Source organism: Sphingomonas hankookensis, assembly GCF_028551275.1.
GTDB lineage: Bacteria > Pseudomonadota > Alphaproteobacteria > Sphingomonadales > Sphingomonadaceae > Sphingomonas > Sphingomonas hankookensis_A.
Map to the genome: position 1 here is coordinate 992,844 of NZ_CP117025.1, position 19,553 is coordinate 1,012,396.

Genomic DNA, 19,553 nt, shown 5'->3' on the forward strand with positions numbered 1-19,553 from the left:
CGATCATGCCCAAATTCATGCTGTATCTGGCCGGGCTGTCGCTGGCCGCCTGTGGCGCCGCGCCGGAGGGCCAGTCGGCCGAAGGGGTCGCCGACAATGCCGCGTCGCCTGCGGTCGTCGACGAAACGCCAGCGCCGGCACCCGCCCCGACACAGGCGGCGACGACGGTCAAGCTGTCCGGCGCGGCAAGCGCGGCCAGCCTCGCCGCGGCCGAAGCGGGCGCCAGGCGCAATGGATGGAGCGAGGTAGAGGTGAGCCGGTCCCAGTCGTTCCGGTTGGTAGCGGGTGAGCGCGAGGTCGCGACGCTGGTGACGGGCGAGGCGACGCTGGCGCCCGATGTGCCGGGATGCTTTGCGGGCGTGATACAGGGCGACCGCGTCACGCTGGTCCCGACGATCGGGCAGGGCGATTATGAAGCCACCGCCTGCGGCGGGCCGGTCGCGGCGGGCATATTGTCGCCCGGCGAACCGACCAGCATCGGCGTGGTGTTCAAGGCCTATTCGCCGAATGCCGAGGTGCTCGAACCGATCGCCTTTACCTGGGACGCCGCGACCAACCGCTTCGCGATCGATGCCGCGCGGTCGGAACAGGCGTCGCTGGCCGGCGCACAGTCGATCGCCGACATGAAACGCACCGTGCGATAACCCGTCCGACCCGCGTCCCGCCCATCGACCGACAAGGATCCGCATGACCGATATCAGCCGTACCGCCCTGTTCGGCCGCCTCGACGCCAGCGCGCTGCAGGCGATCGAATCCGCCACCGGCTTCGCCCGGATGCGTGGCAACCCCTATGTCGAGCTGGTCCATTGGCTGCATCTGCTGGTCCAGGATTCGACCGGCGACATTGCCGCGATCCGGGCGGCGTTCGGCATCGACGATGCGGTGCTGGCGCGCGATATCGTCGGTGCGCTCGACATATTGCCGCGCGGGGCGTCGGCGATCTCGGACTTCGCGCCGCAGGTCGAGGAGGCGATCGAGAAGGGCTGGCTCTATGCCTCGCTGCAATTCGGTGCGGGCAAGGTGCGCACCGGGCATCTGCTCTACGGGATGCTGCGCACGCCGACGCTGCGCAACGCGCTGTTCGCGACGAGTGGCGAGTGGCGCAAGATCGCCGCCGACCGGCTGGGCGCGGAGTTCGATGCGATCGTGAAGCCATCGGCCGAGACGACGTCGGTCGCGTCGATCGAACCGGGCGCTCCGGCGGCGGCGAGCGGTCCGGCCCCGGCGGGCGAGGCGCTGGCGCGCTACTCCAGCGACCTGACCGCCAAGGCGCGTGCCGCCGAAATCGACGCGGTCGTCGGGCGCGACGGCGAAATCCGCCAGCTGATCGACGTGCTGCTGCGGCGGCGGCAGAACAACCCGATCCTGATCGGTGAGGCAGGCGTCGGCAAGACCGCGGTGGTAGAAGGGTTCGCGCGGCGCATCGCCGATGGCGACGTCCCGCCCGCGTTGAAAGGAGTGACGCTGCGCGCACTCGATGTGACACTTATGCAGGCCGGCGCGGGCGTGAAGGGCGAGTTCGAGAAGCGGCTGCGCCAGGTGATCGACGAGGTCGAGGGCGCGGCCAGCCCGGTGATCCTGTTCATCGACGAAGCGCATACGCTGGTCGGCGCGGGCGGGCAGGCGGGGACGGGCGACGCCGCCAATTTGCTGAAACCGGCGCTGGCGCGCGGGCGGCTGCGCACCATCGCCGCCACGACCTATGCCGAATATCGCCAGTATTTTGAAAAGGACCCGGCGCTCACCCGCCGGTTCCAGCCGGTCGACGTGGCCGAGCCGGAGACGGATGTCGCGGTCGACATGCTGCGGTCGGTGGTCGGGGCGATGGAGCAGCATCACGGCGTCGTCGTGCTCGACGAAGCGGTGAGCGCGGCGGTCACCCTGTCGCAGCGTTACGTGCCCGCGCGGCAACTGCCCGACAAGGCGGTCAGCCTGCTCGACACCGCCGCCGCGCGCGTCGCGGTGTCGCAGCACGCCACCCCGGCGGCGGTCGAGGACCGGCGGCGGCGGCTGGAACTGCTGGAGGCGGAACGCGGCGTCGTCGAGCGCGAGACGCAGCAACGTTATCGCCGCGACGACCGGCTGGCTGAACTGGACGAGGCGATCGAAGAGGCGCGGGCTGCGGTCGAGGCGGTCGAGACGAAATGGACCGCCGAGCGCGAGGCACTGGACGCGGTACGTGCCGCGCGGGAGGGCGATGACGGCGATGCGCTGGATGCTGCGCTGACAGCTGCGCGTGAGGCGGCGGGCGACGATCCGATGGTCTTCGGCGTGGTCGATGGCGATGCGATCGCGGCGGTCGTCGGCGACTGGACCGGCATCCCGGTCGGGCGGATGGTCAAGGACGAGATCGAAAGCGTGCTGACGATCGGCACCGCGCTGAAGGCACGGGTGATCGGCCAGGATCATGCGATGGACGCCATCGCCAAGCGCATCCAGACCAGCCGCGCGAAACTGGACAATCCGGCCAAGCCGGTCGGCGTGTTCATGCTGTGCGGCCCGTCGGGCGTCGGCAAGACCGAGACCGCGCACGCGTTGTCCGAGCTGCTGTTTTCCGGCGACGATTCAATGATCGTCATCAACATGAGCGAGTTTCAGGAGGCGCATACCGTCTCGACGCTGAAGGGCGCTCCTGCCGGCTATGTCGGGTATGGGCAGGGCGGGGTGCTGACCGAAGCGGTGCGGCGGCGGCCCTATTCGGTGGTGCTGCTCGATGAGGTCGAGAAGGCGCACCCCGACGTCCATGAGATGTTCTTCCAGGTGTTCGACAAGGGGTTCATGAACGATGCCGAGGGGCGGCATATCGATTTCCGCAACACGGTGATCCTGCTGACCTCCAATGTCGGGACCGACCTGATCGCGACACTGACCGAGGATGAGGAAACGGCGCCGACGCCCGATGCGCTGGCGACGGCGCTGCGCCCCGAATTGCTCAAGGTGTTTCCGCCGGCGTTGCTGGGGCGGCTGTCGGTGCTGCCCTATTATCCGCTGAGCAAGGACATGCTTGCGGGGATCGTCCGGCTGCATCTCGGCCGGATCGAGCGGCGCATCCGCGACAATCACGGCATCGCGCTCACCATCGATCCGGCGGTGGTCGACCATATCGTCGAACGCTGCACCGAAGCGGCGTCGGGCGGACGGATGATCGATGCGATCCTGACCAATTCGATGCTGCCCGACATGTCGGTCGCGCTGCTCGAACGGCGGATGCGCGGGGACGAGGTGCGCTCGATCGCGGTCGCGGTGGATGGCGACGCGCTGACCTATCGGTTCGATGGTGCTTCCGGCGCGGCGGATGGGGCGGTCGCGTGATTGCAGCGAGTTACGGTCGCGACCTATCCTCGGGGGGATCGAGAGGAGCGTTATATGCCTCAAGACCGATATGCGCATGAGCGCGGCGATCCGGCGGTGCCGCAATGCGGCCGGTCCCCGGTGCATATCCTGTTCGACGGGCGCACGCTGACCCTGCGTGGACCCAGGCTTCAATATTCATGGTCCGCGGTATCGGGAAGGCCCGATGCGCGCGGCAATTTCGACTACTCGGCCGAACGACAGCGTCTGGGCGGCGAGGGACCGATCCCCGCCGGTGAATATTGGATCAACCCGGCCGAACTGTGGGAACGGTCCTGGTATCGCTACGATCAGGCCGCGCCTTGGGGCGATTACCGCGTCACGTTGCACGTCATGCCGGCGACCGTGACGCACAGGCGCGGCGGCTTCTTCATCCATGGTGGTTCGACGCCGGGCAGCGCCGGCTGCATCGACCTGACCAACGACATGAGACGTTTCGTGGCGCGATTGCGGGAGATGGTCGGGCCGTCGCCCGATTGCTTCGTGACGGTCACGGTGCGTTACTGATGCGCGTGCTGCGCTGGATATTGGCGGCGCTCATGGTCGCCGGGGCGGTCTGGATCAGCGCAGACATGCTGAACGAGGCCTATGGCGCCGGGCCACCCTATTACGGGCGGACGGTCAACATGGACAAATGGACCAGCCCTTGGCTGGCGCTGGTCGCCATCGACTCGCTGGTGCTGCTGATCGCGCTGACTCTGTTGCGGGGGCGGACCGACAAAAGACGGTAAATGATGCATCCATTGCGAAGGCGGAACGTTCAACGTTGCGCCTATTGAAAGGCGGAGACGGAATCGTGCGATTTGGAGAGATCGATCGAGGCGCCCGGGGCCAGCAGGTCCAGATGTTGCAGCATCTGTTGAACACGACGGCACGTCCCCGCCCACCGTTGGACCTCGACGGCGTGTTCGGCACGGCGACCGAGCGTGCAGTTCGCAGTTTTCAGCAGAGCCGCGGGCTGGAGGTCGACGGCGTGGTCGGTGCGAAGACGTGGTCCAGCCTGGGCATTACCGGTGCCGCGCTGCCCCGCACGCCGTCCGCCGCGCGATCCTCTACCGGCACGCCGACCCGTGCGGTGACGGCGCCGTCGATCCGCAACCTGCCGATCGGCGATGCACCTTTGGGGCGCGGGATGGGCGGTACAGCGACCGCGACCCGGCGTGCACAGGCGCGTCCCGCAGCCGCTGCACGTCCGGCACCGCATCGCAGCGCGCAGCTGGAGCCGCCCGGATCGACCATCGGTGCACCGTGGATGCGGGTGGCGTTGGCCGAGAAGGGCGTGTCCGAAGTCGCCGGGCGCAGCCATAATCCGCGCATCGTCGAATATCACGCCACCACCACGCTGGCCGCCAAGACCGACGAGGTTGCGTGGTGCGCGTCGTTCGTGAACTGGTGCCTCGAACAGGCCGGCATTCGCGGCATCCGCAGCGCGCGGGCGGCGGATTGGGGCAAGTTCGGCACGGCGCTGCGCGAACCGCGCTATGGCTGCATCGTCCATATCTATCGCACGCCGCGCGGTGTCGACGGCGCGACCGGATCGTCGTCGGGAAATCACGTGGCGTTCTTCGTCGGGCAGACCGCGACGCATATCCAGTTGCTGGGCGGCAATCAGGGGAACCAGGTAAAGGTCTCCAGCTACCCGCTCAACAAATATACGGTGAAGGCCATGCGCTGGCCGGAGGGACGATGAAGGGACCGGGAACGATGACGATCGGGCTGGGCGCGCTGCTGTTGCTGTCAGCTTGTGGCGGCGCAGAAACGGCGGTCGAGGCGAACGCGACGGACGCCGCGGTGCCAGTGGAGGCGCCGGCCGAGGCCCCGGTCGCGCCGGTTACGCCGCCGGTGGAGGCGAGTGCGACCCCGTCCGCTGCGGCGACGGGCCAGTCGTTGGACGAGTTCTGGGCCAGGTTCCGCACGGCGGCGCTGGCGAACGATGCAGCGGGGATTGCTGCGCTCAGCGCACCGACGGTGATGCAGCATGGCGATCTGGACGACAGCCCCAAGCATCGCCTGACGCCTGCTCAGGTCGGGCCGGTGCTGAAGAAGCTGCTCGACAACCCGAACAACGTCGATGGTGAGGGCCAGACCCAGCGCCAGCTGCTTGAAGCCACGCGCACGGTAAAGGTGGATCCGACCTGGGCGAAGGACCGCATTCGCATCGGCGACATGGAGTTCGCGCTGGGCAGGAACGGGTGGCAGCTCGATCAGATATATTACGAAGACTACGATTAATCGGGCAAAGATCGTCGGCGACACGGGGTCAACCGGCGCCGGCAACAAGGGGGAAGATAGTGTTGCGGAAGCCGGGTTCGGGACGTTGGAAGCTGCTGGCGGGGGCGGTCGCGTTGGCCGTTCCCGCGACCGCATGGGCGCAGGTGGCACCACTGCCCAGCCGGCAGGAGGTGACCCCGCCCGTGCCGGAAACGGACCGGGCGCCGCGCGCCGATGTGGATTCGCGCGGTGCGTTCGCGATCGGCAACTGCCCGTTCGCGGACTCGCCGCTGCGCGTGTCGCTGAACCGGGTGGCATTCAGCCGGGCCGATGGCGCACCGTTGCAGCCGGAAATCGCCCAGGCGCTGACCAAGGTGCAGGCACCGACTGGTGACCAGTCGATCGCCACGGTGTGCGAGATCCGCGACCGCGCCAACGCCGCGCTGCGGTCCGAAGGCTGGATCGCGTCGGTCCAGATTCCGGCGCAGGAGATTACGGGCGGCGTGCTGCGGCTGGAGGTGGTGACCGCGCGCATCGTCGAACTGCGTGTGCGCGGCGATGCCGGACGTTATGAACCGTTGCTGCGGCGCAGGCTGGCGCAGATCCAGGCGATGGACCCGCTGAACGAGCGTGAGGCGGAGAGGCTGCTGCTGCTGGCCGGTGACGTGCCGGGGCTCGACGTGGCGCTGTCGCTGCGCGCGTCGGGCGGCAAACAGGGCGATGTGATCGGCGACCTGACGGTCAGCTCGCGCCGCTTTGCCCTGTTCGCCAATGTCCAGAATTACAATTCGGCGTTGCTCGGTCGCGAAACGGTCTATGCGCGCGGTGAGCTGTACGGGCTGACCGGGTTGGGCGACATCACCTATCTGGGCGCGTCGGCGGCGGTCGATTTCCCCGAACAGTTCATCGTGCAGGGCGGCCATATCTTCGAGGTCGACAGCGCCGGCACCAGCTTCGGCGCGCGGGCAACCTATGCATGGTCGCGGCCCGATCTGGGGGCGCTCGACCTGCGCACCAATACGCTGATCGCCGGGTTCGACGTCGCGCGGCCCTTGGCGCGGTCGATCCGGTCGAATGCGCGGGTGCGCGGCGGGCTGGACTATATCGACCAGATTTCGCGCGTCGGCGGTGGCAGCGATGCGGTGACGCTGACCCGCGACAAGCTGCGCGTGGTGTTTGTCGGGCTGGATGGCGACAAGCAGTTCGTCGATGCGAACGGCAATGTCTGGCTGTCGATCGCGGCGAGTGGCGAGCTGCGCAAGGGGCTGGGCATCCTCGACGCCAGCGAGCGTGGCTTCGCCGACGGTGTGCTGACGTCGCGGCTGAACGGCAACCCGCAGGCGCTGGTGTTCCGCAGCGCGGTCGACGCGACCGTCAGCGTGGGGCCGATTTTCAGCATCGCGGCGCAGGGGCAGTTCCAATGGTCGAACGACCCGCTGCTCAATTACGAGGAGTTTGCGCTGGGCAGCCTGACGATCGGGCGCGGTTATGATCCCGGTTCGAACAGCGGCGACCATGCGGTCGGCGGCCGGTTCGAGGCGCGGGCCGATGTGCCGCTCTGGTCGCCGGTCCAGGCACAGTTCTTCGGCTTTTACGACCATCTGTACCTGCGCAATCTCGACCGTACCGCGATCGAGGGGCCGCGCAATTTCAAGAGTGTCGGTGGCGGCGTCCGGCTGTCGCTGCCCGGCAGCGTCGTGCTCGACGTCGCCTATGCCAAGCCGCTCGACAAGGCGCTGCTGCTCGACGAACGTCGTCCGCCAGCGCGTGTGCTCGTTTCGTTGACCGCGCAGCTGCGCGATCGCGCCCGATAGGAAATGCCGATGCCCGTCGTCGCCACCGCCCGCCGCCTTCGCGCCGCTCTCGTGCTCACCACCGCCTGCGGGGCGCTGTTCCCGGCATTGGCGGTGGCGCAGAGCGCGCAGGTGCGGTTGCCGACCGAAAGCGACGTGCGCGACGTACGGACCGACGGGCTGCGGCCGGATTTCAAGGACAGCAGCAACCGGTTGCGCGTCGACCTGCGCGGGCGGAACACCGTCATCGACTGGAACGGGTTCAACATCCCTGAAAGCAAGGAGGTCAACTTCACCGACGGCCGGCTGCTCGGCGGGCTGCGCGGGGATATTGCGGTGCTGAACCGTGACGTGTCGGGCAACCCATCGCAACTGCTCGGCAAGCTGACCAGCGATGCCAATGTCGCGGTGTGGGTGCACAATGCGAACGGCATCCTGGTCGGGTCGAAGGCGGCGTTCAACACCGGGTCGCTGGTGCTGACCACGCTGGACATATCGCCTGAGGATTTCGTGCGGGCAGGCGACAGCTATCGGTTGCAGGCCAGCGCAGGCAGCCAGTCGGCGATCACCGTCGAACAGGGCGCGAAGCTGCGCGTCGACGGCAGCACGCGCGGGCTGGTGATGCTGGCCCCCAAGATCGACGCGCATGGCGAGTTCGTGGCGGAGGGACAGGATGTCGCCTTCGTCACCGCCAGCGACGTGACGCTCGACTATCGTTCGGGCAGCCCGTTGTCGGTGACGATCAACCGGGGCAGCGCGGTCGCGGGCACCAGCCAATATGTGCGCGGCACGGTGGCGGGCAACAACGCCATCTTCGCGCTGGCATCGCAGGATACGCTGACCGATTCGCTGCTGCAGGTGTCGGCGGCGGTGACCACCGCCAGCGCCGGGTCGCGCGGGATCGTCCTGTCGGCGGGCAAGCCGGCGGCGGCGGTCAACGGCGTGACGGTCGCGGGCGATGCGGCGGCGACCGGCGGCGTCGCCCGGCTGCTGGTCGACGGCGCGCTGCGCGCCGACAATCGCGACGCGGACATCGTCGCCGGCGCCAGCGGTTCGGCGAGCTTTGGCGGCGCGGTGCAGACCCGCGACGACTTTTCGGTCGCATCGGGCGGGGCGCTGAGCATCGCCGGCAACGTCACCGCCGGTGGCGACGTGCTGCTGTCGGGACGCGGCGTGACGCTGGGCGCGACGGACCCGGTGACGCAGCGCGCGGGTGGCCAGTTCCGCGTCAGTTCGACCGATGGCGATATCGTCGGGATCGGTACGGTGACGCTGCGGTCGGGTGATACCGGTGATGACGGCCTGCTGCTCGAAACGCTGGGTAGCAGCGCGGGGAATATTCGGCTGGGAAGCCGCAGCCGGTTGATCGCGGGCGACGACCGGCGTGGCGGGCTGACGCTGGCGCGGCGGGACGGTGCCACTGCGATCGATATCGGATCGGTCGAGGCGCGGGCACTGCGCGGCGCGGTGGGCAGCGGTGCAATCGGCACCGGCGATGTGAACCTGCGCGAGGCACTGTCGATCGGCGGGTCGACCATCGTCACGGGCGATCTGGCATCCGACCGCGCGATCGACGTTCGCGGCAGCGGCGCGGTGACGACCGGCGGGATCGATAGCGGTGCGGGTGCGACCGTGGTCGCGGGCACTGCGCTGACTGTCGGCGGCGATGTTGCGGCATCCGACGGCGTCAGCCTGCGCGGCGGTTCGGTCACGCTGGGTGGCAGCGCGTTGCGCAGCGGCGGCGGGATCGACGTCACCGCGTTGACCGGGGGTATTACTGGCTCGCGCGCGCTGGCGATCGCGTCGGGCAGCAGCCGGCGCAGCGACGTCATCAAGCTGCAGGCGGCGGGTGCGGACGGTATCGTGCTGGCCGATGGCAGCACGATCACCGGCGGCACCAACCGCGCGCTGGACGTCCGGGTCTTTACCGCCAGCGAAGCGCCGCTGAAGCTCGGCGACGTGACCGCACGGTCGCTGGGCACCATCGCGACGCTCGACGGCGATACGGGGCCGGGCGGTGCGTTCCGGTCGGCGGGATCGCTGACCTTCGGGCGGCTCGATCTGGTCGACGGCTTCGCGGCGGAAAGCACCGGCGGCAATCTGACGGTCGGCCGGATCGCGGTCAGCGGCGCGTTGCAGGGAATCGATCTGCGCGCGGCGGGCACGCTGTCGGTACAGAGCGATATCAGCACCAGCGGCGCGGTGACGCTGGCGAGCGGGACGGCGCTGACGCTCGGCACGATCGAGAGCCGCGACCGGGCGGTGACGCTGACCAGCGGTGGCACGTTGCGTGCGGGGCGCGTGTCCGGCGCGACCGGCGTGACCGCCAGCGGGACGGCGGTGACGCTGGGCGATGTGCGCGGTGGGACCGGGGCGGTGACGCTGGGTGCGACATCGGGCGACTTGTCGGTGGCGAGTGCGGCCGGACGCCGGGTCGCGCTGGATGCCGGGGGTGGCATCGGCGTGACCGGCACCCTGACAGCCGATGCCGGCGCGGTAGAATTGAACGCGGGCGGTGCGATTGCGGTCGCGGGGACGATCCGCAGCACGGGCGGCAATGTCCGCGTCGTGTCGACCGGCGGTAGCGTGGGAGTGACCGGCGGGCTGACGTCGGACGGGGCGGCAACGCTGTCGGGAACGGCCATCACGCTCGGCGGCACGCAGACGGCACGCGGCGCCTATAGCGCGACCGCGTCGGCCGGGGGGATTACGCGCAGCGGCAATGCGCTGTCGATCCGCGCCGACAGCGATGCGACCGGTGGCGAAGGCGTCACGCTGGGCGCGACCGGTGGTGCAATCGACTTGGGCGACAGTCGGATCGATGCCGGCGGCACGGTGCGGCTGACCACCGATGGGCAGGGGATCACGATCGGCGGCGTGCAGGCCGCCGGACTGGTGGCGACCGGAGCGACCACGACCGGGGCAGCGATCCGCACCGGCGACCTGCGTCTCGGCGGACCGGCAACGCTGCGCGCGGCGGGCGACGTGACGACCGGCGCGATCAACACCGATGGCGCAGTGACGCTCGGCGGCAATGCGGTGCGGTTCGGCAATGCGCGCGCGGCGAGCCTGTCGGCGATCGCCGCCGGGGGGGTGGTCACCGGCGGCAATATCGACACGAGCGGCGATGTGCAGGTGCAGGCGGCGAATGGCGTGCTGACCCTGGGGCGGATCGCGACGACCGGTGGCGACGTCGCGCTGGGCGCGCTCGGCCCGGTGTTCGTGCAGGGCGTTGCGTCGGCTGGAACCGCGTCGGTGATCGGGACGGGTGCCGGCAACGACGTGTCGGTGGCCGATGGCGTCGCCGCCAACGGCGCGGTCACGGTGCGATCGGGCCGCGACATCCGCACCCCGTTCGTGCGCAGCGCTACGGGTGCGCTGACGGTGGCGGCGCCCAATGGACGACTGGCAGGGTTCGTCACGGGCACCGGGACCAGCCTGTCGGCAGGCGCCGGCCAGCCCTTCTCGCTGACGGTCGGCACCGATGCGGTGCTGGGCGATGTGGTCGGCGGCAATATATCGATCACCGCGACCGCGATCACCGCCAACCGGATCGATGGCGGCAGCTTGCCGGTCGCGCTGCGGGCGACGGTGGGCGACCTGACGGTTTCCGGGCCGGTGACGGGCAGCACGGTATCGCTGACGGCGGCGGGACGGGCGCTGCTGGGATCGGTCGATGCGTCGGGCGCGGTGACGTTGGGCGGGGCGCAGGGGCTGTCGTTTGGGCGCGTGTCGGGTGCGTCGATCGACGCGAGCGGCGGTGCAATCCGCGGCGATGCGCTGTCGTCGACTGGTGCGATCACGCTGAGCGGCGCCGACGTGACGCTCGACCGGATCGACGCGGGGACACTGACTGCCGATGCGACGGGTACGCTGGCGATCGGTACGATCGAGGCCACGGGCGACGCGGTACTGACCGGCGCTTCGGGCAATTTCGGCGACGTTACCGCCGGGGGAGCGCTCGGCATCACGACGAGCGGCGCGACGCGCTTCGGCCGGTTGACCGGACAGAGCATAGCCGCCACGGCGCGGGGTGGCGCGCTCATCGGAACGGCGGTGGTCGCGCGCGGCAACGCGACGCTGACCGGGCAGTCGATCGATCTGGGTTTGGCCGAGAGTGGTGGATCGCTGTCGGCGAAGAGCGACGCCGCGCTGGCGATCGGCACGGTCCGGGCGACCGGGGATGCGACCCTGACCGGCGCGACCGGCACTTTCGGTACCGTCACTGCCGGCGGAGCACTCGGCCTTTCGACGACGGGTGCCACGCGCTTCGACCAGCTGACCGGGCAGACGGTCACGGCGACCGCGCAGGGCGGGGCGCTCAATGGAACGGCGGTGGTCGCGCGCGGCAATGCGACGCTGGCGGGCCAGTCGATCGATATCGGGTCGGTCGATAGCGGCGGGGCGCTGTCGGCCACGACCGGCGGAGCATTGACGCTCGGTACCGGCAAGGCGGTCGGCGACGCGGTGTTGTCCGCCGGTACGACCGGCAATTTGGGTACGGTGACGGCCGGAGGCGCATTGCGAGCGACGTCGGCCGGCGCGTTACGGTTCGACCGGTTGGCGGGACGGGCGGTCACGGCGGCGTCGCAGGGCGGTGCGCTGAGCGGCGGCACGGTGAGCGCGACCGGCGATGTTACGCTGGGCGGCCAGTCGATCGCGGTCGGGCCGGTCGCCGGAGCCGGCTCGCTGGCTGCCGATTCGACAGCGGGCGCGTTGCAGCTTGGCGCGGTGGCGATGGGCGGGAACGTCACCGTCCGGGCGAGCGGCGCGGCGACACTGGCGAACGGCGTGACCGCTGGCGGTGCGTATCGGGTGACCGCAGGATCGATCGCGCTGGGCGGTGAGCAGCAGGCGGGCGGCGAGGTTCGGCTGAGCGCGACGAACGGCGCGATCGGCGGGGCGTCGGGGCTGACGCTGGTGAGCGGTACGGCAGGCGGTACGGCACCGATCATACTCGACGCTACCGCCGGCATCGACCTGTCGGGCGCGAGCTTGCGCACCGGGGCGGGCTCCGCGCTGGCGCTGCGGGCAGGGCGCGGGCAGGCGATCCGGCTGGGATCGGTCGAGGCAGGGTCGCTCGGCGGCTTCGACGGGAGCGCGCCGGTCGACCGGCTGACCCATGATGGCAGCGTGACGACCGGTGACCTGACGGTCGGGCGCATGGCGGTGACGCTGAGCAGCGGCGACCTGACGACCGGACGGATCAGCGCGACGGGGCCGGTGTCGTTGATCGCGAGCAGCGGTTCGGTTCGGGGCGGCGACCTGACGGCGGGCACGCTGGAGGCGAAGGCCGGATCGACATTGGCGCTCGGTACGGCGACGGTCGGTGGCACGGCAACGCTGGAAGCGGGCAATATCGACCTGCGCGCGCTGACCGCGCAGGCGCTGACGATCAAGACCGCCGGGACGCTGGGTGCCGGGAATGGCGGCGCGACGGCGCTGCGCACGACCGGCGGCGATCTGACGGTGGAAGCGGGAACGGCGCGGCTGGCCAGCGTCGAGTCCGCCGGGTCGGCGACGTTGCGCGGAACCGCGGTCGAGGTGCGGGACAGATTGTCGGCGGCACGGGCGCTGCTGGTCGAGGCGCGTTCGGCGCTGACGCTGCAGAATGCGGCGGCAGGCGGTGATGTGTCGCTCGCATCGACAGGTGCGGTGAATGCGGGTGAAGTGTCGGCGGGTGGCGCGCTGTCGGTCGATGGCGCCGGCGTTACGTTGGGCGCGGTGCGGGCCGGCGGGGCGTTGAAGGCGACCAGCAGCGGCGGACTGTCGCTGGCGTCGGGTAGCGGCAACGGCATCACGCTGGATGCGGTCGGGTTGGTGCGCGCGGGTGCGCTGAGCGGCGGGCCGTCGATCGCGATCCGCGGTGCCGATGCCGAACTGTCCGGCGCGATCCGGGGGAGCAGTGTCCGCTTCGCCACGCGCGATCCGGCGACGACCGCGCTGCGCATCGGTGACGGGACGCAGGCCAACGGCTTTCGCCTGTCGGCGGCGGAGGTCGCGCAGGTCGCGGCCGACAGCGTCGCGTTCGACGGCGGCGCGGGCGCGATGGAGATCGGCAGCGTCGCGCTTGCCCCCTCCGTTGGGCGATCGGTCGAGATGCTGTCGACCGGCGATGTCCGCGTGACCGGACAGGTAAGCGCGACCGGGGCCGGCCGCAGCATCCGCATCGGCGGCGATGGCGCGAACGGCAATGCCGCGACGATCCACCTGATCGCGACCAGCGATGCGGGCGGTCGGCTGTTGGTCGGCGACAACGACCTCGACCTGCGCGGCAACCGGATCGCGGCGGGGCTGTCGACCGGGTTCCTCGATACGTTGCAGCCGGGCGATGCCGGACGCGCGCAGGCGCAGGCGCTGATCGGCAACCCCAATTCGGCGCTGTACAATACGCAGCTGGGCGGCGGCTTCTTCGCGCCCGATGCGACGACGATGATCGCCGCGCGGTCGCTGACCGTCCGGTTCGGCGATTATGCGCTGTTCCAGAATACGGCGGTGCCGGGGCGGTCGTCGGGCGTCTCCGTGGGATCGCTGACCGCGCCGGTCACGCCCGCGCTGCGCATCGCGACCTATGGCACGCCAGCGGCGGCCAGCTTCGCGTTCTTCGGCGACATCAACGGCATCACCGGGGCGGGCGCGGCGCTGCTCGGAAATCCAGTGATCGATATCCAGCCGCAATTGTTGCCCAACAGCCGGATCAACGGCTGTCTGGCCGGGTCGGGTGCCGGGTGTCTGACGACGATCGTCATCCAGCCGACCTTGCAGGTGTTCGATTGGGACAGCCAGGCGGTGTTCGGCATTTTGCAGGACGTGTCGCTGCCCTTCACCCCGATCATCGGCGGCAATAACGAAGCGTTGCTGAGCGGGCTGCCGGCACTAGTACCCGAAACGCCCGCCGATGCCGCCGCGCCCGCCCCGACCGTCGTGCCGTCGCAGGAGCCGAAGCCTTGATCCGTCGCCCCATCGTCCCGTTGCTGTCGGGTGCTGCCGCCGCCGTGCTGGCAGGATGCACCGCCACGCCGCCCGCGCGGCTCGACAGTTTCAACCTGGGCAGCAATGCCGCGGGCGAGCGGTGCGCGGCGGCGCGCAACTGGAGCGACGCGGCGACACCCGATCCCTTCTCGCGCGCCTATGCCATCACCTGTTCGAGCGTCGCGGCGAGCCGGCCGCTGGGCACCGTCCGGATCGTGCCGGCCGAAGCAGCGGCGATCGAGGCGGTCGATGCGCAGTTCGATTGCGGCGACCGCCGCGACCTGACCATCAGCGGCAATCCCGCCACCGCGGCGCGGTGTTTCGACAAGCAGACCGGGCTGGAATCGATCCGGCTCGACCTGACGCGCGGACAGCGGCGCTATGTCGCGGCGGGCACCCCGGCGATCCTGCCGCAGGTCGAGGAGGCGCTGGCCATCGCTGCCGGGCTGCGCCAGCCGGCGGTCGCCGCGACCTATGTCGCGACCGCGAGCGTCGATGCCGCCAGCCTGCCCGTGCGGGCAGGGGCGCTGGCGGCCGATGCCGCGCCCGCCCAACAGGCGACCGCCAGCGCCGCGCTGACGCAGGGCATCGCGCTCAACCACAAGGGGCTGCATGTCGAGGCATCGCGCGTGCTGAACGATGCGCTCGCCCGGCTGACCCCCGACGCACCGCCTGCGCTGAAAGCCGAATTGCTGCTGGAAGCGGGCCTTGCCGACTCCAACATCCGCTTCCCCGACGCCGCCGCCCAGCATTTCGAGGGGGCGCGCGCAATCTTCGTCGCGGTGCCGGCGACGCGCACGCCGTTCCTGCTGCGCAAGCTCGACACCTATCGCGCGCTCGATGCGATCAACCGCGCCGCGTTCAACGAGGCGCTGGCGACGCTCGACCGCAGCGGCGGGACGCCCGGCGCGACCGACCGGCCGCTGGAGGATGCGGCGACGCTGGTCGCGCTCAACCAGCCGGCGGCGGGCGATCGGGGGATGCCGGCGCTGGCCGATACCGCGCAGCTGTCGCGGCTCGTGCTCGATGCGCAGTCGCATTATGCGCGCAGCATCGCATTGCTGGGGACCGGTGATCGTCCGGGAGCGCTCAGGGAAATCGATGCTGCCGCCGCCATCTATCGGCCGCTGACCAACCAGCGGCTCGACCAGACGCAGCTCTATTGGCTGGGTGCTCGGATCGCGCGGCAGCAGGGGCGGTTGCGCGCGCAGGCGGGGGATTATCGCGGCGCGCTCGACCATTATACGACGACGGTCGAGTTGCTGCGGCGCGGGTCGATCGCCAATGCCGGGACGGGCAGCGAGCCGGCGATTGCCGAGGCGGAACTGGAACGCGCGGCGGTCTATGCCCGGGCGGGTGCATCGCGGGCCGAAGCGCGCAGCGCGTTCCGCGATGCGGTCGATGCGGTGATCGCGTCGGGTGGGACCGCGCCCAGCGGCGCGATCGGCATGGAGGATTATCTCGACCTGCTGGTCGCCGAATCCGCCAGGCCGGCGGCGGACACCTATGACCTGTTCTTCCGCGCGGTGCAGGCGGCGGGCGAGCCGGCGGTCGCGCGGCAGATCACCGAACTCCGCGACGTCGTCACCGCCGATCCGGCGGTGGGCGCGGCGGTGCGCGAGCGGGCCGATCTGGAGCGTGAACTCACCCGGTTGCGCTTTGCGCTGTCGAGCGGGGGCGAGGGGGCGCCGGGTAGCTCGACCGCCGAACTGAACCGCGCGCGGGAGGCGGCGGAGAACCGGCTGCTCGCGGTCGATGCGCAGCTGGCCGCCGATCCGCGCTACCGCACGCTCGACGAAAGCCCGGCGACGTTGGCCGAACTGCGCGCCGCGCTGCGCCCGGGCGAGACGTTCCTGAAACTCACCACGCTCAACCGCCGCATCTACGGCATGGTCGTCACCGCCGACCGGACCTATCTGTATCAGGTCGCCGAGAGCGAGGCGGCGCGCGGTGCGGTGCTCGAACTGGCCGGGCAGTTGCGGCAGTCGATCGATGGCGATCTCGGCTTGGGCAAGCTGGTGCCGTTCGATGAAGCCCGCGCCTATACGCTGTACCGGCTGGTCAGCGGGCCGGCGGCACCGGTACTGGCGGCGTCGCGCGCGATCGTGGTCGATCCGTCGGGACCGTTGCAGCAATTGCCGGTCGGGGTGCTGGTGACGCGCTATGCGGCTGATGCGTCGAAGAGCGATCCGTTCGACTTCTCGCGCACCGCGTTCCTGGCGGCCAATGCCTCGATCTCGACCGCGTTGTCGCCACGATCCTTCCTCGTGTCGCGTGCGCTGCCGGCGTCGCGGGCGCAGCGGGCGTTTCTGGGCTTCGGGCAGAACCAGCCCGGATCGCCGGTGCCGGCACCCGGCTCGAACGGCCAGATTCGCGTCGGCTTCGGCTGCATGGTCGCCGCCGACCGGTTGAACAGCATCGCCCGCTCGCTAAAACCAATCGACGCCCGCGAACTTAACATTGCCGCCGGGGCGCTGGGCGCGCGCGATGCGCAGTTCGTCACCGGTCGGGCGTTCAGCGATACCGGTGTGGAGGGACGCCAGGACCTCGACCAATATGAGGTCGTCCATTTCGCGACGCATGGCATCGAGGAAGGGCTGTGGGGCTGTTCCAAGTCGCCGCCGGCGCTGGTCACGTCGTTCGGGCAACCGGGGTCGGACGGGCTGCTCGACTTTTCCGAGATCGCAAAGCTGAAGTTCGACGCGAATCTCGTCGTGCTGTCGGCATGCGACACGGCGGCAGGCGTGCGGGGCGAGGCGCTGCGCCGCGCGGTCGGGCAGGAGGAGCCGGGATCGACGCTGGAAGGACTGGTCCGCGCGTTCCTGACCGCCAATGCCCGGTCGGTGCTGGCAACCTATTGGCAGGTGTCGGCCGAGCAGGAGAGCAAGGAGTTCATGCGCAGCTTCTATAGCGAGGCGCGGACCCACAGCATCGGCGAAGCGCTGCAACGCGCGCAGCGGACGTTGATCGCGCAGCCGCAATATTCGCATCCCTTTTACTGGGGGCCGTATTTCCTGGTCGGCGACAGCGCGAAGTCGATGCTGAGTGGCGGGGCGGGCGCACGGATCGCGGCGCGCTGATCATGCGCGCGATCGCGCTGGCCGGGGCCGGGGTGCTGGCGACCTGGATCTGCCTGTGGGGGGCGGCACCGTTCGCCGACCATCTGGTGCAGGGCCTCTCGCCGGTCGCGGCGGACGCGGGGTTCGGCGTGATCGTGTTCGGGGCGATCCTGATCCTCGCGCTGGGTCTTGCGAGGGTGGCTGGCGTGCCGTTGCGGCCGGTGGCGCTCAAAGGATTTGGCGGCGGTTTCGCCATTGGTCTGGCCGGGTTGCTGCTTGCGATCGGCTATTGCGCGCTGGCAGGGACGCTGGGGCGGGGTATCGGACCTGCGGCACGGATCGCGCTGCCGCTGGGCGTGCTGCTGGTGCTGCTCCAGGTGACGGCGGAAGAGGTCATGTTCCGGGGCTATGTCCAACCGCTGCTGATCCGCGGGGTCGGGGCGGGCGTGGCGGTGCCGCTGACGGCGCTCGCGTTCGCTGCGTTGCATGCGCTGTCCGGCGGCGTCGAGCCGGTGATGCTGACGAACATGCTGCTGGGCGGCGTGCTGTTCGGGTTGCTGGCGCTGGTTCGCGGGCTGGGTGCGGCGATCGGCGCGCATTTCGCGTGGAATGTCGTCGAACAGCTGGGCGTGGGGCTGGACCCCAATCCCGGCACCGGCGCGTTCGGATCGGTGATCGACCTCGACCTGGTCGGCGCTTTGCGGTGGGGCGGATCGGCGGCGGGGTTGAACGGCAGTTTCGCCATGGGGATCGCGCTGCTGGCCGTAATCCTGCTCGTCGTCGGGCGGCGACCGGTATGAGGCTACATCGTCTCCGCCCGTTTCGCGTCGATCGCGTCGCGAATCTTGCGGAACCCGACCATCGCAGCGGTGGGAATCGACCGGCCGCCGCCGGTTTCGATCGACATCGGGTCGACCGCCTGCCCGTCGATATGCACTTCGTAATGGAGGTGCGGGCCGGTCGAGCGGCCGGTGGTGCCGACCTCGCCGATCTGCATCCCCTGCGCCACCCGGCTGCCCGGGATGATCGCGGGCGCGATGCGGTTCATGTGCAGGTAGAGTGTTTCCCAGCCATTGTCGTGGCGCAGCCGGACGAAATTGCCATTGGCGCCCTTCATGCCGGCAAAGCTGACCGTCGCGTCGCCCGCCGCGAAGATCGGCGTGCCGGTGGGGGCGGCGAAGTCGGTGCCGCGGTGCATCTTGCGAAAGCCCAGAATGGGGTGACCGCGCATCCCGAAGCCCGAACTGATCCGCGCCGCATCGACCGGGGTGCGCATCAGCGCGCGGCGGCTGCTGCGTCCGCTGCTGTCGAACCATTCCGCCTCTGCATCGCCGGGCAGCTGGTACAGGTAGAGCGCGCGCGTCTTGGCGGCGGTGGCGAGCGAGGCATAGACGAGGCGCGGCGCGCCGACCGGTTCGCCATCGGCGTTGACGCGCTCCTCGAACCCCGCTTCGAAGATGTCGCCCGGCGCGACCTCACGCTGGATGTCGAAATCGTAGCGAAAGGCGTTGGCGAACGGGCCGACCAGCACATCGCTGACCCCCGCCGCCACGGCCGAGCTGTAGAAGCTTTCGCCATCCAGCTCGCCGCGCACGAAGCGCAGGCGACGGGTGAGTTTCGCCGACAGCGGCTTGGCGGCGAGCGTCCCGTCGCCGGCCCGCTCGATCGCGACGCCGCCGCCATCGGCATGGGTGAGCGTGGCGGCGTGCAGATTGCGGCCTGCCAGCGTGACGTCGAGCCGGAGCAGGCCCGGTGTGTCGCCCAGTGCAGCCTGCCCCAGTTCGGCAGCGCGGGTGGCGTCGGCTTCGGCTACGCCCAGCGAGCGGAGGGTCGGGGCGATGGCGGCAGGGCCGGCGATGTTGAGCACGCGCTGGTCGTAGGATGCGCCAGGCGTGGCGGTGGCGGCGGGGCTGGCGAGGTCGTCGCCTGCCGGTCTTGCCGTGTAGGCGAGGATCGCTCCGCCCAGGGTTACCACGACGCTGGCGATCAGCGGCGTCCGGCTTCGCCCGCGCGCGACCGGTATCGGCGGTGGTGGCGGGACCGGCGCGGGACGCGGGCTACCCCAGGAGCGCGGGTCGTAGGACGGGTCGGAATCGTCGCGATGCTGCATGGCCTGCCCTTGGAACCAATAGCAGCGTCGGGCGTCACCTTGGCAGCTATTGCTGTG

The 19,553-nt window shown here is 70.1% G+C and carries 11 protein-coding genes; 10 read left to right on the top strand and 1 reads right to left on the bottom strand.

Going from position 1 to position 19,553, the window contains the following annotated elements; genetic code table 11:
• Positions 1 to 5: 5 nt before the first annotated feature.
• Genes PPZ50_RS04815 through PPZ50_RS04860 form a run of 10 tightly spaced genes read left to right on the top strand, consistent with a single transcriptional unit; the run spans position 6 to position 18,186 of the window.
• Positions 6 to 644, top strand: a complete 639-nt coding sequence (locus tag PPZ50_RS04815) for a hypothetical protein (protein ID WP_066688719.1) — start codon at positions 6 to 8, stop codon at positions 642 to 644.
• Between the two features lie 43 nt (positions 645 to 687).
• Positions 688 to 3,312: a type VI secretion system ATPase TssH gene (tssH, locus tag PPZ50_RS04820; RefSeq protein WP_066688718.1), complete on the top strand. Its 2,625-nt coding sequence runs from the start codon at positions 688 to 690 to the stop codon at positions 3,310 to 3,312.
• 54 nt (positions 3,313 to 3,366) lie between these two features.
• The gene (locus tag PPZ50_RS04825; RefSeq protein WP_066688715.1) at positions 3,367 to 3,858 is read left to right on the top strand and encodes a tlde1 domain-containing protein; all 492 of its coding nucleotides are present in this window, start codon (positions 3,367 to 3,369) and stop codon (positions 3,856 to 3,858) included.
• On the top strand, positions 3,858 to 4,082 hold the full coding sequence (locus PPZ50_RS04830; protein WP_066688713.1) for a hypothetical protein: 225 nt from the start codon (positions 3,858 to 3,860) through the stop codon (positions 4,080 to 4,082). Before PPZ50_RS04825 ends, PPZ50_RS04830 begins: the two co-directional genes overlap by 1 nt.
• A complete protein-coding gene (locus PPZ50_RS04835) occupies positions 3,986 to 5,041 on the top strand; it encodes an NlpC/P60 family protein (protein ID WP_084401332.1) in 1,056 nt (351 codons plus the stop codon). Before PPZ50_RS04830 ends, PPZ50_RS04835 begins: the two co-directional genes overlap by 97 nt.
• Before the next feature lie 14 nt (positions 5,042 to 5,055).
• The gene (locus PPZ50_RS04840; RefSeq protein ID WP_066688709.1) at positions 5,056 to 5,583 is read left to right on the top strand and encodes a hypothetical protein; all 528 of its coding nucleotides are present in this window, start codon (positions 5,056 to 5,058) and stop codon (positions 5,581 to 5,583) included.
• Between the two features lie 59 nt (positions 5,584 to 5,642).
• Positions 5,643 to 7,376, top strand: coding sequence for a ShlB/FhaC/HecB family hemolysin secretion/activation protein (locus PPZ50_RS04845; RefSeq protein ID WP_157092684.1), 1,734 nt, complete (start codon positions 5,643 to 5,645; stop codon positions 7,374 to 7,376).
• A 9-nt stretch (positions 7,377 to 7,385) separates the two neighbouring features.
• Positions 7,386 to 14,306, top strand: coding sequence for a two-partner secretion domain-containing protein (locus PPZ50_RS04850; RefSeq protein WP_272815730.1), 6,921 nt, complete (start codon positions 7,386 to 7,388; stop codon positions 14,304 to 14,306).
• Positions 14,303 to 17,407 (top strand): CHAT domain-containing protein, encoded by a 3,105-nt coding sequence (locus tag PPZ50_RS04855; protein WP_157092683.1) that lies wholly within the window; start codon positions 14,303 to 14,305, stop codon positions 17,405 to 17,407. Before PPZ50_RS04850 ends, PPZ50_RS04855 begins: the two co-directional genes overlap by 4 nt.
• Before the next feature lie 2 nt (positions 17,408 to 17,409).
• Positions 17,410 to 18,186 (top strand): CPBP family glutamic-type intramembrane protease, encoded by a 777-nt coding sequence (locus tag PPZ50_RS04860; RefSeq protein WP_084401330.1) that lies wholly within the window; start codon positions 17,410 to 17,412, stop codon positions 18,184 to 18,186.
• Positions 18,187 to 18,188: 2 nt separating this feature from the next.
• Here the strand turns inward: PPZ50_RS04860 and PPZ50_RS04865 are convergent, their stop codons facing one another.
• Positions 18,189 to 19,496 (bottom strand): M23 family metallopeptidase, encoded by a 1,308-nt coding sequence (locus PPZ50_RS04865; protein WP_066688699.1) that lies wholly within the window; start codon positions 19,494 to 19,496, stop codon positions 18,189 to 18,191.
• Between the last annotated feature and the right edge of the window lie 57 nt (positions 19,497 to 19,553).

Coding starts and splice junctions, on each gene's coding strand:
- PPZ50_RS04815 (WP_066688719.1), top strand. CDS start 6: ATGCCCAAATTCATGCTGTATCTGGCCGGGCTGTCGCTGGCCGCCTGT.
- tssH (WP_066688718.1), top strand. CDS start 688: ATGACCGATATCAGCCGTACCGCCCTGTTCGGCCGCCTCGACGCCAGC.
- PPZ50_RS04825 (WP_066688715.1), top strand. CDS start 3,367: ATGCCTCAAGACCGATATGCGCATGAGCGCGGCGATCCGGCGGTGCCG.
- PPZ50_RS04830 (WP_066688713.1), top strand. CDS start 3,858: ATGCGCGTGCTGCGCTGGATATTGGCGGCGCTCATGGTCGCCGGGGCG.
- PPZ50_RS04835 (WP_084401332.1), top strand. CDS start 3,986: ATGGACCAGCCCTTGGCTGGCGCTGGTCGCCATCGACTCGCTGGTGCT.
- PPZ50_RS04840 (WP_066688709.1), top strand. CDS start 5,056: ATGACGATCGGGCTGGGCGCGCTGCTGTTGCTGTCAGCTTGTGGCGGC.
- PPZ50_RS04850 (WP_272815730.1), top strand. CDS start 7,386: ATGCCCGTCGTCGCCACCGCCCGCCGCCTTCGCGCCGCTCTCGTGCTC.
- PPZ50_RS04860 (WP_084401330.1), top strand. CDS start 17,410: ATGCGCGCGATCGCGCTGGCCGGGGCCGGGGTGCTGGCGACCTGGATC.
- PPZ50_RS04865 (WP_066688699.1), bottom strand. CDS start 19,496: ATGCAGCATCGCGACGATTCCGACCCGTCCTACGACCCGCGCTCCTGG.